Source organism: Dactylosporangium thailandense (assembly GCF_059739745.1).
In genome coordinates, this window is sequence record NZ_AP029195.1 from 1,882,323 (window position 1) to 1,895,056 (window position 12,734).

A 12,734-nucleotide genomic window follows, 5' to 3' on the forward strand; every position below is an offset into this window, starting at 1 on the left:
CCGGGACCCGGGCGTGGTCAGCGCCCGGGTCCGCGGCGGTCTCGAGGGAGAAAAGAGCATGACCGACGCGCTCCTGCAGATGCGGGGCATCACCAAGACGTTCCCGGGCGTGAAGGCCCTGGACGACGTCAACCTGACCGTGCGCCGCGGTGAGATCCACGCCATCTGCGGGGAGAACGGCGCCGGCAAGTCGACCCTCATGAAGGTCCTGTCGGGGGTCTACGGGCACGGGACGTACGACGGCGAGATCCTCTTCGAGGGCGAGCCCTGCCACTTCGGCGGCATCCGCGACTCGGAGCGGCGCGGGATCGTCATCATCCACCAGGAACTGGCGCTGATCCCGTACCTGTCGATCGCCGAGAACATCTTCCTCGGCAACGAGCGGGTCGGCCGCGGCCTCATCGACTGGAACCGCACGAACGCCGACGCGGCGAAGCTGCTGGACCGGGTCGGGCTGCGCGAGAACCCGGTCACGCCGGCCATGGACCTCGGCGTCGGCAAGCAGCAGCTGGTCGAGATCGCCAAGGCGCTGTCCAAGGAGGTGCGCCTGCTGATCCTCGACGAGCCGACCGCGGCGCTCAACGACGAGGACTCCGCGCACCTGCTGGGCCTGCTGCGCGGCCTGCGCGACGAGGGCGTCACCTGCGTGATCATCTCGCACAAGCTCAACGAGATCGAGGCGATCGCCGACTCCACGACGATCCTGCGCGACGGGCGGACCATCGAGACCCTCGACATGCACGCCCCCGGCGGGGTCAGCGAGGACCGCATCATCGCCGGCATGGTCGGCCGCGACCTCGAGCACCGCTTCCCGCCGCACGAGCCGAAGATCGGCGAGGAGGTGCTGCGGATCGAGCACTGGACCGTGCACTCGCCGACCCAGCACGGGCGCACGGTCGTCGACGACGCCTCGCTGACCCTGCGGGCCGGCGAGATCGTCGGGCTGGCCGGGCTGATGGGCGCCGGGCGCACCGAGCTCGCGATGAGCGTCTTCGGGCGCAGCTACGGCGTCGACATCAGCGGCCAGGTCTTCAAGCACGGGCAGCCGATCCAGCTGCGCTCGGTGCAGGAGGCGATCGGGCACGGCATCGCCTACGCGACCGAGGACCGCAAGCGCTACGGGCTCAACCTCATCGAGGACATCCAGCGCAACGTCTCCGGCGCGGCCCTGGGCAAGCTGTCCCGCGGCGGCTGGGTCGACGACAACCGGGAGTTCGAGGTCGCCGAGCGCTACCGCGGCAGCCTCAACATCAAGGCCAAGAGCGTCGGCACCGTCACCGGCACGCTGTCGGGCGGCAACCAGCAGAAGGTCGTGCTGGCCAAGTGGATCTTCACTGACCCCGACGTGCTGATCCTCGACGAGCCGACCCGCGGCATCGACGTGGGGGCGAAGTACGAGATCTACACGATCATCAATCAGCTCGCCGACCAGGGCAAGGCGGTCCTCGTCATCTCCTCCGAGCTGCCCGAGCTGCTCGGCATCTGCGACCGGATCTACGCCCTGTCCGCCGGCCGCATCACCGGCTCGGTCGAGCGCGCCGAGTTCTCCCCGGAGCGTCTGATGCGCCTCATGACCAGGATCAAGGAGTAACCCGCCCATGACCACAGTGGTCGAACCCGCGGTCGAGCCGACCGTCACGCCACCGACCCGGTTCTCGGTGAACCTGCGTCAGAGCGGCATCTACATCGCCTTCGCGGCGATCGTCGTGTTCTTCACGATCCTGACCAACGGCGCCCTGCTCGAGCCGCAGAACCTCTCGAACATGGTCATCCAGAACTCCTACGTGCTGATCCTGGCGATCGGGATGATCCTGATCATCATCGCCGGGCACATCGACCTGTCCGCGGGCTCGGTCGTGGCCGTCACCGGCGCGCTCGCCGCGGTGCTCATGGTCAAGGCGGACGTGCCCTGGCCGCTGGCCATCGTGATCACGCTGCTGGCCGGCGCGGCGATCGGGGCGTGGCAGGGCTTCTGGATCGCGTACTTCGGCATCCCCGCCTTCATCGTCACGCTCGCCGGCATGCTGGTCTTCCGCGCCCTCACCATGACGACGCTGGGCAACCAGGGCATCGGCCCCTTCGCCGACGACGTGCGCACCCTGTCCAACGGCTTCATCCCGGGCTTCCTGAACAACGTCGGCCTCGGCCCGCTCGGCGGCGCCGACCTGTTCACCCTGCTCGTCGGCATCGCCACGGTCGCCGGCATCGTCGCCGTGCAGTGGCGGGCCCGCCGCGGCCGCATCGGCTACGGCCAGGCCGTCGACTCGCTGCCGGTCTTCTGGGCCAAGCTCGCCGGTGCCTCGCTCGTGCTCATGTTCGTCATCGTGCAGCTGGCCCGGTTCAAGAACCTGCCGTGGGTGCTCGTGCTGCTGGCGGTGCTCGTGCTGACGTACACCCTCATCTCCCAGCGCACCGTCTTCGGTCGGCACATCTACGCCGTCGGCGGCAACCTGCAGGCCGCGAACCTCTCCGGCGTCAAGGTCAAGCAGGTCACGTTCTGGATCTTCGTCAACATGGGCGTGCTGTCGGCGATCGCCGGCATCATCTTCGCGGGCCGGCTCAACCTGGCCGGCCCGACCGCGGGCAACGCCTTCGAGCTCGACGCGATCGCGGCCGCGTTCATCGGCGGCGCGGCGGTGCAGGGCGGCGTCGGCAAGGTCGTCGGCGCCATCACCGGCGGCCTCATCATGGCCGTCATCAGCAACGGCATGTCCCTCAACAGCGAGCCGCCGGAGCGCGTGATGCTCGTCAAGGGCCTCGTCCTGCTGGCCGCGGTGGCGTTCGACGTGTGGGCCAAGCGCCGTGCGGGGCGCGCCCGCTGAAGCTTTGCGCTGGTGTCCGGTGGGAATGCAAGGGGTGGACCGCCTTCGGGGCGTCGGCGGTCCGCCCCTTGCGCCGTCTCAGTGCCCGTCGATGAAGCTCCACAGTGGACCGATGAGCGCGTCCGGGCTCTCCAGCTGCGGCAGGTGCCCGGTCCTCTCCAGCAGGACGAACCGGGCACCGGGGATCGCCTCGGCGTACGCCCGCCCGTACTGCGGCCCGGCGATCCCGTCGCTGTCGCCCCAGATCACCAGGGCCGGCACGGTGACGTCCGCCAGCCGGTCCCGCAGCGTCGGGTCCTCCATGCTCGACGCGTACAGCGCCAGCGTCTCGCGGTTCGCGGCCATGACCGCCCGGGCCGCCTCCGGCATCGCGCCCGGGTCGATCACGCGGCCCGACGGGTCGAAGTAGCTGGCCGCGGCGATCTGCTCGAACGTCAGCCCGAAGAAGCCGATGACCGGGTGCCCGGGCACCGTGATCCCGACCCCGTCGACGACGGTGACGCTGGCGAGGCGGGGGGAGCCGAGCACGGCCAGCTCGGCGGCGATCCAGCCGCCGATCGAGTTGCCGACCACGGCGACGTTGTCGAGTTCGAGCTCGTCGAGCAGGTCGCGGTAGAGGGCGGCGAGCCTGGCGATCGTGTCGACTGCCGCGGGGCGCTCGGTGCCGTCGAAGCCCGGATGCGTGGGGGTGATGACTCGGGCCGGGTGCTCGGCGGCCAGGCGGTCGGCGAAGGCGGCGACGGAGGCGGGGCCGGCGCCGCCGTGCAGGAGCAGGACGGGGCGGCCGGTGCCACGCTCGGTGTACTTGACGGTCATGACGGGCTCCTTGGGTTCGGGGGGCTGCTCGATATGTCGGGCGCTCCGCGCCACGACATATCGGATTTTTCGTATATGCGCGTGCTGGGTGACTCGTCCGAATTTCCGGCGGCGGAGGTGCGGTTTCGGTGCTCTCAAGGGGCCGCGGGTTGCGGGGACGGGGTTCGGCGGCGGAGGTGGAGGAGTGCGGCGGTGACGACGGCCGTCGTGCCCAAGGCGGCGGTCAGTACCGCGGCGAAGGCGTGCACCGCGCCCGTGATGCCCGCCGCCGCGCGGGCGGCGAGCAGGGACCCGAGCACCGCCGGGCCCAGGGCCGCGCCGATCTGCCGCACGGCGTTGCTCGCCGCGCCGGCCAGCCCCGCGTAGCGGCCCGGCACCGACTGCACGGCCACCGCCGAGCTCGTCGCCATCACGAGCCCCGCGCCGAGGCCGAGCACGGCCAGGCGCCGGCCCAGCCCGGCCCCGCCGGTGCCGTCGGCGGTCAGCAGCGAGGCCGCCCCGGCCGCGGCCACCACGAGCCCGGCCGGCAGGATCGTGCGCCCGTCGACGCGCCGCTGCAGCCACCCCGCGGCCACGCTCCCCAGCGCGTTGCCCGCGAAGAGGCAGCCGAGCCGCAGCGCGATGCCGAGCGGCCCGACGTGCGCGCGGCTCAGGGCCAGGCTCAGGAAGAACAGCCCGCCGCCGATCGCGAACAGCACCACGGTCGCGGCCAGGGCCGCCGCGGCGAACCCGCGCGAGGCGAGCAGCGACAGCGGCAGCAGCGGTGCCCCGGCGGGCAGGACGACGGCGGCGAGGGCCACCGCGAACGCGTCGGAGACCCACTGCAGCCGCAGCGTCCCGGCCCCGGTGGCCGCGGCGACGGCGCCGAGCGCGCCGTTGACCGCGGAGAACGGCAGATAGGAGACGAGCATCGCCGCGCAGGCGAACGCCACGGTCCTGATCGGGCGGGCTGTCATATCAGGGACCTTATATCAGCATGTTGATATCAGCAACCTGAGATAGCATGGGCGGCATGACGAGGGCGATTTCCGCGATCGGGCTGTCGGTCAAGCGGCTGCAGATGCGCCACCACCGCGAGGCCAACGCCGCGCTGGCGCCGCTGGGCGTGAGCCTGGTGCAGTGGGACGCGCTGCGACACCTGCACGCCAACCCGGAGGCGTCGCTGCACGACCTGGCCCAGCTGACCTTCCAGACCGACCAGTCGTTCGGCACCCTCGCGACGCGGATGATCGACCGCGGCCTCATCGAGCGGATGCCGGGGCCGGGCCGGGCGGTGCGCCACCGGCTCACCGGCAAGGGCGACGCGATCCGCGAGCAGGGGCAGCGGCTGCTGGAGGAGGTGCTGCGGCGCTCGTTCGCGCCGCTGAGCGAAGAGGAGCTGGCCGTGTTCGACGGGCTGCTGCAGCGGCTACTCGCCTGAGGCCGCCCGCATGAACGCGGCGGCCGCCGCCCGGTGCGCGAGGCGCGAGTGGAACTGAGGCCGCCCGCATGAACGCGGCGGCCGCCGCCCGGTGCGCGAGGCGCGAGTGGAACTGAGGCCGCCCGCATGAACGCGGCGGCCGCCGCCCGGTGCGCGAGGCGCGAGTGGAACTGAGGCCGCCCGCATGAACGCGGCGGCCGCCGCCCGGTGCGCGAGGCGCGAGTGGAACTGAGGCCGCCCGCATGAACGCGGCGGCCGCCGCCCGGTGCGCGAGGCGCGAGTGGAACTGAGGCCGCCCGCATGAACGCGGCGGCCGCCGCCCGGTGCGCGAGGCGCGAGTGGAACTGAGGCCGCCCGCATGAACGCGGCGGCCGCCGCCCGGTGCGCGAGGCGCGAGCGGAACTGACGCCGCCCGGTGCGCGAGGCGCGAGCGGAACTGAAACCGCTACTCGGCTGAGGCCGCCCGCATGAACGCGGCGGCCGCCGCCCGGCGCGCCAGGCGCGAGCGGAACTGCGGCGGCCCGCCCGCGCGGAGCCGCAGCGCCTCCCGCAGCGCCCGCGCGTGATCCGGGAACGCGTCGAGGGCCCACGCGCCCGCGGAAGACTTCGAGGCGATCCCGCCCGTCGCCATCGTGTACCGCATGCGGGCCAGGCCGAGCACGCCCCACGCCACGCCCCGGTCGGTCAGCAGGGCGTGACCGCGGCGGCGCAGCCACGGGCGCCAGTAGGACGCGACGTTCGCCCGCGTCCAGGCGCGCAGTTCGGCCGCGTCCGTGTGGACGTCCAGAGTGGACGGTTCGGGGCCGCGCACGGCGATGCCGTGATGCGCGAGCGTGTGCCAGGTGACCGGGTCGTGCCCGAAGACGCCGGCGGGGGAGAAGCGGTGCGCGTGCACGCCCGGGCGGGGTGGCGCGGCCGAGGGCGGGGCGGCCAGGTCGGCGGCCGTGAGGTAGACGCCGTCGAGGAGCGGGCGGGACCGGCGCAGCGCGCGGTGTACCGCCGCCAGATCCGCCACCTCGTCCGGCCCCGGCGCCGAGGGCAGCACGGCCACGAAGTCGAGGTCGCTCACGCCCTCGCGGTAGTCGTCGAGGGCGGCCGAGCCCACCAGGTAGAGGCGCTCGACGAAGCCCGGCAGCGCGTCGAGCATCAGCGCACGATGCGCCGCGCGGCCCGCGGCGGCGGGATCTCGGGGGCGAACGGGTCCAGCTCGATCGCGATCCGGGCGCCCCGCAGCGGGCCGCGCTCGATGAGCAGGCGCCCGCCGGCGGCCTCGGCGACCCGGCGCACGATGTCCAGGCCCAGCCCGGTCGAGCCGGCGCCGCTCGCGCCCCGGCGTAGGGCCCGGGCCGGGTCGGCGATGCCGGGGCCGGCGTCGTCCACGTAGAGGCCGCGGGCCGACACGTGCACCTCGAAGCCGGTGCCCTCGCCGGTGTGCTGGAAGACGTTGCCGAGCAGGCAGTCCACGGCCGAGACGAGGTCGGCCTCGGACACCGGCAGGTACACCGGCTCCTGCCCGCCGGTCACCCGCCACGGCCGGTTCTGGTCCTCGGCGAGCACCGACCAGAACGCGAGCCGGTCGGCGACCACCTCCACGAGATCCGTGGTCTCCGGCTGCCGGTCCGCGGCCGAGCGCCGCGCCTGCGTGATGATCTGCTCGATCTCGTCGTCGAGGGCGTCGAACGCCTGGCGCATCCGCTCGCCGATCGGCCCGGGCGGCATGGCGTCGGCGTCCAGGCGCAGCGCGGTCAGCGGGGTGCGGAGCCGGTGCGAGAGGTCCGCGGCGAGCTCGCGTTCGGCGTCGGCGAACGCGATCATCTGCTCGGCCATGCGGTTGAAGCTCTTGGCGGCGTCGCGCAGCTCCGGCGGGCCGTCGGGCTCGACCCGCGCGTGCAGGTCGCCGTCGCCGAACGCGCGGGCGCCCTCGGCGAGCTTGCGGGTGGCCCGCACGATCTGCGCGCCGAGCCGGTCGGCGACGAGGGTGGAGCCGGCGACGAGGAGCACCGCGAGGCCGGCCAGCGCGAGCCAGGCCGGGCCGACGCCCTGGGTCAGCTCGTCGTCGGAGACGTACACCTCCACGACCGCGGTCCGGTCCCCGTCGAGCACGACGGTCTGCAGATAGGCGACCCCGCCGGGCGCGTCCACGGTCAGCGAGCGGCGCCCGTGCGCGGCCCGGTCCACGTCGCCCGCGAGCGCGTGCGAGGTGCCGACGGTCGGATTTCCCACGAGGTGTACCGCCAGCCGCCCCGACTGCCCCGCCGGCACCGTGGCCACCGCGCGCACCAGCGCCCCCTGCTGGTCGCCCGGGGCCGAGGCGAGCGCGGCAACCATCGCGTCGGCCTGGTAGCGGGCGTCGGCGAGCGCGCGGTCGTGGGCGATCTGCTTGGTCACGTAGGCCAGCGGCACGAGGAACGCCAGCGCGATCATCGAGGTGATCGCGAACGACAGGCGCATCAACGCCGATCTCATGCCGGCGGCTGCGCCGGGTCGACGAGCATCACCCCGACCCCGCGGAAGGTGCGCAGGTATCTCGGCTGCGTCGCGCTCTCCCCGAGCTTGCGCCGCAGCCAGGAGACGTGTACGTCGATCGTCTGGTCCTCGCCGGAGCTGTCCGGGCGCTGCCAGACCTCGGTCAGCAGCTCGCGGCGGCTCACCACGCGGCCGGAGCGCTGGGCGAGGTACGCCAGCAGGTCGAACTCCTTCTTCGTCAGCTGCAACGGCCGCCCGTCCAGCGCCGCGGAGCGCTGCTGCGGGTTGACGTGCAGCCCGCCGACGGTGATCCCGGCCGGCGGCTGGGCCGGCCCCGGAGTGCCCTGCCCGCGGCGCAGCACCGCGTTGATCCGGGCCGACATCTGCGCGCTCGAGAACGGCTTGGTCACGTAGTCGTCGGCGCCGGCGTCGAGCAGCCGGATGATGTCGCGCTCGGAGCGGCGGGCGGTCGCCACGATCACGGGCGCGTTGGAGATCCCGCGCAGCATCCGCAGGACGTCGAGCCCGTCCATGTCCGGCAGGCCCAGGTCGAGGATGACGAGGTCCGGCGGGTCGGTGGCGATCACGCGCAACGCGGACCCGGCATTGCCGACGGGGCGCACGACGTGCCCGGCGTCGGTGAGCGCCCGGGACAGGGCGCCCGAGACGGCGACGTCGTCCTCGACCAGCAGGATGAGCGGCATGCGCGCACCCTATCGCCATTTCGGCGAAACGTTTCGGCGGGTCCGCGTGCGACAATGCCGCCATGCGGGTTGAGAAGGGCGCGGTGCCGGTCCTGCTGTGGTGCCTGGCCACCACGGCGAGCATCGGCGTCGCCTCGCTGGCGTTGCGCCCGGTGCTGCGCACGGCCGTGCCCCAGGACTCGATCCCGGTCGCGGCGGACGACGAGCGCGGCGACCGGAAGGTCGCGACCCAGACGCTGCCGCCGCCGTCGGCCGCGCCCTCCGCGCCGGACACGGTCATCATCGAGGACCCGAGCTCCGCGTTCGCGCCGCCGCCGACCAGCCCGGGCGCGACCCGCACCACGCAGGCGCCGCCGACGCAGAAGACCACGGCCCCGCCCCGCACCGTCGACGGCTGGACGGTGACGACGGGCTCGGACGGCGTGGACGTGTACCTCAAGTCGTTCCGGTCCGAGGGCGGCGACGCGGTGGTCCGGATCCGGGCCGAGGTCGTCTCGCTCGTCACCGCCACGCCCCGCCAGGGCTACTCGGTGTCGCAGGCCCAGAACGAGCCGGCCCGGCTCGTCGTGCAGTTCGTGTCGGACAGCGGTGGCGCCGCGTACCTGGTCGACTGCATGTGGTGGCAGGGCGGCCCGCACGGGTCGGTCACGAAGGTCGGGAACTAGCCATGTGCCGGTGGAAGCGGCGCACGGTGGCCCGGTCGGCCAGCGCGCCCGCGATGCCGAGCGCGAGGGTGTAGACGGCGAGCAGCGGGACCGTGATCCGGGCCGCGGTGCGCGCGGTGGCCTCGGCCCCGACCAGCGCCGCCGGCCACCAGCGGACCTCGTCGGCGGTGCCGGTGCGGTAGACCTCAGCGGTGTCGCCGATGTCGTGGACCGCCCCGCTCGTGAGCCGGAACGGGGTGGGCCGGCCCGCGGGGTCGCGGAACGTGTAGGCGCAGCCGGTGCTCGCGCACTGCCGCTGGTCGACCACCAGGGTCAGGCGGGGACGTTCGCGCAGGTGGTGCACGCCGGACGCGTAGACCGTGGTGGTGAGCGCGATGATCGCGAGGGGCATCGCGAGCAGGATCGGCCGCGGCCGGCTGATCAGGCTGCCGAGCGCGCCGGTGACGACCACGCCGCCGGCGAACGCGGCCGCCAGGGCCCACGGGAAGCTGTCGGCGAGCACGGCGAAGCCGAGCGCGTACGAGCCCAGGCCCCACAGCACCGCGACCAGGAGCACCACCGGAACGCGCAGGAGGCGCCTCACCGCCCCAGTCTTGCGTATACGGCGCCGATGATCCTTATGTTCGAGTTAAAAGCGTTATTCGCGCCCGTCGAAAATCATCGGCACAACTTAATCCGCAGCTAATAGAAACCGGCCCGGCCGCGGATTTACCGTCGAGGTCGTGACCCAGGACGGCGACGAGCCCATCAACGGTGCCAGCGTGGCTCTGTCGAGCGAGCCTACGCCCTCCGAACCGGAGAACGCTCCTGTTGATGCGCAGGAGCCCGCCGCGGCCGACGGGGAAGGCGGGGAGGACGAGGACGACGAGGAAGTCGCCAAGCGCGATCTCTGGCGCCGCGTCCTCGCCGTCGCCGTCGTGCTCGTGGCCACGCTCGCCGTCGTGCTGCTGTGGGCCCGCCCCGCGCACGAGCCCGGCGCGCCCGCGCTGCCGCCCGGCGGCCAGCCCGCCGCGTCGGGCGACCTGAACCCGACCGACTTCGCCTTCCTGCAGCTCATGATCTCGCTGGACAACAGCGCGCTGCCGCTGTTCGATCTGCTCAAGGACGACGCTCAGCTCGCGGGGGTCGTGGGCCCGGCCGCCACCGGGCACCGTGACGAGCTCGTCGCGCTGCGCTCCGCCCTGACCGCCGGCGGGGGCGTCGAGAACCCGTCCGAGCACGCCGGGCACGACCTGCCCGGGATGGTGCTCGAGGACGACCTCGCCGCGATCCGCGCCGCGCCCGCCGAGCAGCGCCTGGCCACGGCGGTCCGGGTGCTGCGCGAGCACTTCGAGGGCACGACGCACCTGGCGACCTCGGAGGGTACGGCCGGATCCGACACGGCCACGAAGGGCGCCGCCGAACGGATCCTCGCCGCCCACACGAAGCTGCTGCAGGCTCTGCCGGCGGTGTAAGTTTCCGTCCGCTGTACCGCTCTGAGCTGCACGAACTCCCAGGTTCGCGATCACCGGCTGGGCAGAATGTGACGTGTCTCAATACAACAACGGGCATGAGGAGACTCTGGGCCGCCGTCGCGGCCAGCAGCATGGCCGTCGTCGGCGCGGTCGCCGTCATCGGCCTCAACAGCACGGCATCCGCGGCCACCGGCGGCACCGGAACCGGATACCTGAGCACCGTCGGTGCCCAGCTCGTCGACGCGTCCGGCACCAAGGTCCGCCTCACCGGCATCAACTGGTTCGGCATGGAGACCGACAACAAGACGTTCCACGGGCTGTGGGCCCGGCCGTGGCGGGACCACATCGACCAGATGGCGAGCCTCGGGTACAACACCATCCGGGTGCCCTTCTCCGAGGACGCGCTCAAGCCGGGCGCGCAGGCGAACAGCGTCGACGGGTACAGCAACCCCGACCTGGTCGGCCTCACCCCGCTGCAGATCCTCGACAAGGTCGTGGACTACGCCGGCGGCAAGGGCATGCGCATCCTGCTCGACCGGCACCGCCCGACGAGCGCGGGGCAGAGCGCCCTGTGGTACGTCCCGGCGACCCCCGAGGCGACGTGGATCAGCAACTGGCAGATGCTCGCCCGCCACTACGCCGGCAACACCACGGTCATCGGCGCCGACCTGCACAACGAGCCGCACGCCGACGGCACCGACCCGAACGGCACCGGCGCCTGCTGGGGCTGCGGCGACGTGAACCGCGACTGGCGCCTGGCCGCCGAGCGGGCCGGCAACGCGATCCTCGACGCGAACCCGAACTGGCTCATCGTCGTCGAGGGCGTCAGCTGCCCGAGCGGCGGCAACGCCAACGCCTGGGACGACATCCCGGACGAGCCGTGCGGCTGGTGGGGCGGCAACCTGTCGAAGGCCGGGCAGTTCCCGGTGCGCCTGAACAAGCCGAACAAGCTCGTGTACTCCGCGCACGAGTACGCCAACTCCGTGTACCACCAGGCGTGGTTCGACGACCCGAGCTTCCCGGACAACCTCCCCGCCATCTGGGACCAGTTCTGGGGCTACCTGCAGAAGCAGAACGTCGCGCCGGTGCTGATCGGCGAGTTCGGCAGCACCCTGCAGAACCCGCAGGACGTGCGGTGGCTGCAGAAGCTCATGCAGTACATGGGGACCGGCGTCACGGGCATGAACTTCACGTACTGGTCCTGGAACCCGAACTCGGGCGACACCGGCGGCATCGTCGGCGATGACTGGAAGACGGTCAACCAGCAGAAGCAGTCGATCCTGCAGCCGTACCTCATCCCGCCCGTCGGCGGCGGCACCGGCCCCACCGGCTCGGCGTCCGCGTCCACCTCGGCCTCGCCGTCCGCCTCGGTCTCGGTCTCGCCGTCAGCGTCGAAGAGCCCGTCGAACCCGCCCCCCACCGGCGGCTGCACCGCGACCGTGAAGATCGACAACGCCTGGCAGGGCGGCTTCCAGGCCAGCGTCACGGTGAAGAACACCGGCAGCGCGGCCGTCAACCCGTGGACCGCCACCTTCGCCGTGCCGTCCGGCGTGACCCTGCAGAGCGGCTGGAACGCCACCGTCACCCAGTCCGGCACCACGTTCACGGCGGCCGCCCCGAGCTGGGCCCCGTCGCTGGCCGCGGGCGCCTCGGTGACGATCGGCTTCACCGCGAACGGCCCGTCGAGCCCCGCCCCGTCCGGCGTCAAGCTCAACGGCGCCACCTGCTCGTAGAACCTGGGGGGATTCGCGGCCCGGGGAGAGGATTCGGCACCCTCCCCGGGCCGCGCTTTTCTGTCCGGTCGCCGGACAGCCGGCGCGACATCCGGGGCGGCACCATGGTTTCCGTGCCCTGGCGGATCGCGCTCGTGCTGCTCGCGGCCGCGGGCCTCCTGACCGCCGCCGAACCCCTCGACCCGCCGGCCGACTCCTTCCCGATCATGGTGGACCCGCCCCCGCCGGACCCACGCACCGGCGTGCTCGTGGTGTGCACCGGCGGCTGCCCGCGCACGCTGTTCGACGCGTCGGCCTGGGACCCGCGGGAACTGCTCGAGGCCCGGGCGGCCTTCGTTCACGAGCTGGTGCGCGGTCCGCAGAACTGCGACGAGGAACCGGTGGGCCCGCACGGCGCCTGCGCGCCGACACCGGGCGGCATCCGGCGCCGGCTCGCCGATGAGGGCTACCCGGACAACGAGGTGCATCTGGCGGGCGGGCGGATGGTCTACACGGTCCTCGCCGGTGACGGCTGCATCAAGGGCCGCTTCGACCCCGCCACCCGCTCCCGTGGCACTCGATGGGTCGCCCCGCTCATCGACGGCCGCGCGTGCCCGGCGTGAGCCACTTCGGCCGGCACTGGAGCCTGGCCCTCGTCGCCCTGGCCGGACCGGC

General features: G+C 73.0%; 13 protein-coding genes. 7 read left to right on the forward strand and 6 right to left on the reverse strand.

Translation table 11 applies throughout. From position 1 onward, the window contains the following. Positions 1 to 58: 58 nt before the first annotated feature. Positions 59 to 1,591 (forward strand): multiple monosaccharide ABC transporter ATP-binding protein, encoded by a 1,533-nt coding sequence (gene mmsA / locus AC6JBM_RS08210; RefSeq protein ID WP_497982991.1) that lies wholly within the window; start codon positions 59 to 61, stop codon positions 1,589 to 1,591. Positions 1,592 to 1,598: 7 nt separating this feature from the next. Then, the gene (gene mmsB / locus AC6JBM_RS08215) at positions 1,599 to 2,822 is read left to right on the forward strand and encodes a multiple monosaccharide ABC transporter permease (RefSeq protein ID WP_497982992.1); all 1,224 of its coding nucleotides are present in this window, start codon (positions 1,599 to 1,601) and stop codon (positions 2,820 to 2,822) included. Between the two features lie 78 nt (positions 2,823 to 2,900). Here the strand turns inward: mmsB and AC6JBM_RS08220 are convergent, their stop codons facing one another. Both AC6JBM_RS08220 and AC6JBM_RS08225 read right to left on the reverse strand, forming a co-directional pair. Beyond that, complete coding sequence (locus AC6JBM_RS08220; protein WP_497982993.1) at positions 2,901 to 3,638, reverse strand: alpha/beta fold hydrolase; 738 nt, start codon at positions 3,636 to 3,638, stop codon at positions 2,901 to 2,903. A 134-nt stretch (positions 3,639 to 3,772) separates the two neighbouring features. Next, positions 3,773 to 4,594 (reverse strand): MFS transporter, encoded by an 822-nt coding sequence (locus tag AC6JBM_RS08225; RefSeq protein ID WP_497982994.1) that lies wholly within the window; start codon positions 4,592 to 4,594, stop codon positions 3,773 to 3,775. A gap of 56 nt (positions 4,595 to 4,650) precedes the next feature. Between AC6JBM_RS08225 and AC6JBM_RS08230 the strand changes: the two genes are divergently transcribed. Next, positions 4,651 to 5,058, forward strand: coding sequence for a MarR family winged helix-turn-helix transcriptional regulator (locus AC6JBM_RS08230; protein WP_497982995.1), 408 nt, complete (start codon positions 4,651 to 4,653; stop codon positions 5,056 to 5,058). Between the two features lie 445 nt (positions 5,059 to 5,503). Here AC6JBM_RS08230 and AC6JBM_RS08235 read toward each other — a convergent pair whose 3' ends face one another. The 3 genes from AC6JBM_RS08235 to AC6JBM_RS08245 are packed head-to-tail and all read right to left on the reverse strand — an operon-like array spanning position 5,504 to position 8,228. Continuing rightward, positions 5,504 to 6,205, reverse strand: a complete 702-nt coding sequence (locus tag AC6JBM_RS08235) for an aminoglycoside adenylyltransferase domain-containing protein (protein ID WP_497982996.1) — start codon at positions 6,203 to 6,205, stop codon at positions 5,504 to 5,506. After that, complete coding sequence (locus tag AC6JBM_RS08240; protein ID WP_497982997.1) at positions 6,205 to 7,524, reverse strand: HAMP domain-containing sensor histidine kinase; 1,320 nt, start codon at positions 7,522 to 7,524, stop codon at positions 6,205 to 6,207. The genes AC6JBM_RS08235 and AC6JBM_RS08240 overlap by 1 nt, the downstream gene beginning before the upstream one ends. Continuing rightward, entirely contained in the window at positions 7,521 to 8,228 is a 708-nt protein-coding gene (locus tag AC6JBM_RS08245; protein WP_350610782.1) for a response regulator transcription factor, read from the reverse strand. Before AC6JBM_RS08245 ends, AC6JBM_RS08240 begins: the two co-directional genes overlap by 4 nt. A gap of 62 nt (positions 8,229 to 8,290) precedes the next feature. On the opposite strand from AC6JBM_RS08245, the gene AC6JBM_RS08250 reads away from it, so the two are divergent. Then, positions 8,291 to 8,893: a hypothetical protein gene (locus tag AC6JBM_RS08250; protein WP_497982998.1), complete on the forward strand. Its 603-nt coding sequence runs from the start codon at positions 8,291 to 8,293 to the stop codon at positions 8,891 to 8,893. On the opposite strand, the gene AC6JBM_RS08255 is transcribed toward AC6JBM_RS08250, so the two are convergent. Further along, the gene (locus AC6JBM_RS08255; RefSeq protein WP_497982999.1) at positions 8,874 to 9,476 is read right to left on the reverse strand and encodes a hypothetical protein; all 603 of its coding nucleotides are present in this window, start codon (positions 9,474 to 9,476) and stop codon (positions 8,874 to 8,876) included. The two genes, AC6JBM_RS08250 and AC6JBM_RS08255, sit on opposite strands and share 20 nt — an antisense overlap. Positions 9,477 to 9,615: 139 nt before the next feature. Between AC6JBM_RS08255 and AC6JBM_RS08260 the strand changes: the two genes are divergently transcribed. From AC6JBM_RS08260 to AC6JBM_RS08270, 3 genes are all read left to right on the forward strand, one after another. After that, positions 9,616 to 10,347 carry a hypothetical protein gene (locus AC6JBM_RS08260; RefSeq protein ID WP_497983000.1) on the forward strand — a complete coding sequence of 244 codons (732 nt, stop codon included), beginning with the start codon at positions 9,616 to 9,618 and terminating at the stop codon, positions 10,345 to 10,347. Positions 10,348 to 10,442: 95 nt separating this feature from the next. Beyond that, positions 10,443 to 12,080 (forward strand): cellulase family glycosylhydrolase, encoded by a 1,638-nt coding sequence (locus tag AC6JBM_RS08265; RefSeq protein ID WP_497983001.1) that lies wholly within the window; start codon positions 10,443 to 10,445, stop codon positions 12,078 to 12,080. 113 nt (positions 12,081 to 12,193) lie between these two features. Further along, positions 12,194 to 12,682 carry a hypothetical protein gene (locus AC6JBM_RS08270; protein ID WP_497983002.1) on the forward strand — a complete coding sequence of 163 codons (489 nt, stop codon included), beginning with the start codon at positions 12,194 to 12,196 and terminating at the stop codon, positions 12,680 to 12,682. Positions 12,683 to 12,734 lie beyond the last annotated feature (52 nt).

What these genes read in the sequence shown, in the direction of transcription:
- mmsA (WP_497982991.1), top strand. Translation starts at nt 59, where the DNA reads ATGACCGACGCGCTCCTGCAGATGCGGGGCATCACCAAGACGTTCCCG.
- mmsB (WP_497982992.1), top strand. Translation starts at nt 1,599, where the DNA reads ATGACCACAGTGGTCGAACCCGCGGTCGAGCCGACCGTCACGCCACCG.
- AC6JBM_RS08220 (WP_497982993.1), bottom strand. Translation starts at nt 3,638, where the DNA reads ATGACCGTCAAGTACACCGAGCGTGGCACCGGCCGCCCCGTCCTGCTC.
- AC6JBM_RS08225 (WP_497982994.1), bottom strand. Translation starts at nt 4,594, where the DNA reads ATGACAGCCCGCCCGATCAGGACCGTGGCGTTCGCCTGCGCGGCGATG.
- AC6JBM_RS08230 (WP_497982995.1), top strand. Translation starts at nt 4,651, where the DNA reads ATGACGAGGGCGATTTCCGCGATCGGGCTGTCGGTCAAGCGGCTGCAG.
- AC6JBM_RS08235 (WP_497982996.1), bottom strand. Translation starts at nt 6,205, where the DNA reads ATGCTCGACGCGCTGCCGGGCTTCGTCGAGCGCCTCTACCTGGTGGGC.
- AC6JBM_RS08240 (WP_497982997.1), bottom strand. Translation starts at nt 7,524, where the DNA reads ATGAGATCGGCGTTGATGCGCCTGTCGTTCGCGATCACCTCGATGATC.
- AC6JBM_RS08245 (WP_350610782.1), bottom strand. Translation starts at nt 8,228, where the DNA reads ATGCCGCTCATCCTGCTGGTCGAGGACGACGTCGCCGTCTCGGGCGCC.
- AC6JBM_RS08250 (WP_497982998.1), top strand. Translation starts at nt 8,291, where the DNA reads ATGCGGGTTGAGAAGGGCGCGGTGCCGGTCCTGCTGTGGTGCCTGGCC.
- AC6JBM_RS08265 (WP_497983001.1), top strand. Translation starts at nt 10,443, where the DNA reads ATGAGGAGACTCTGGGCCGCCGTCGCGGCCAGCAGCATGGCCGTCGTC.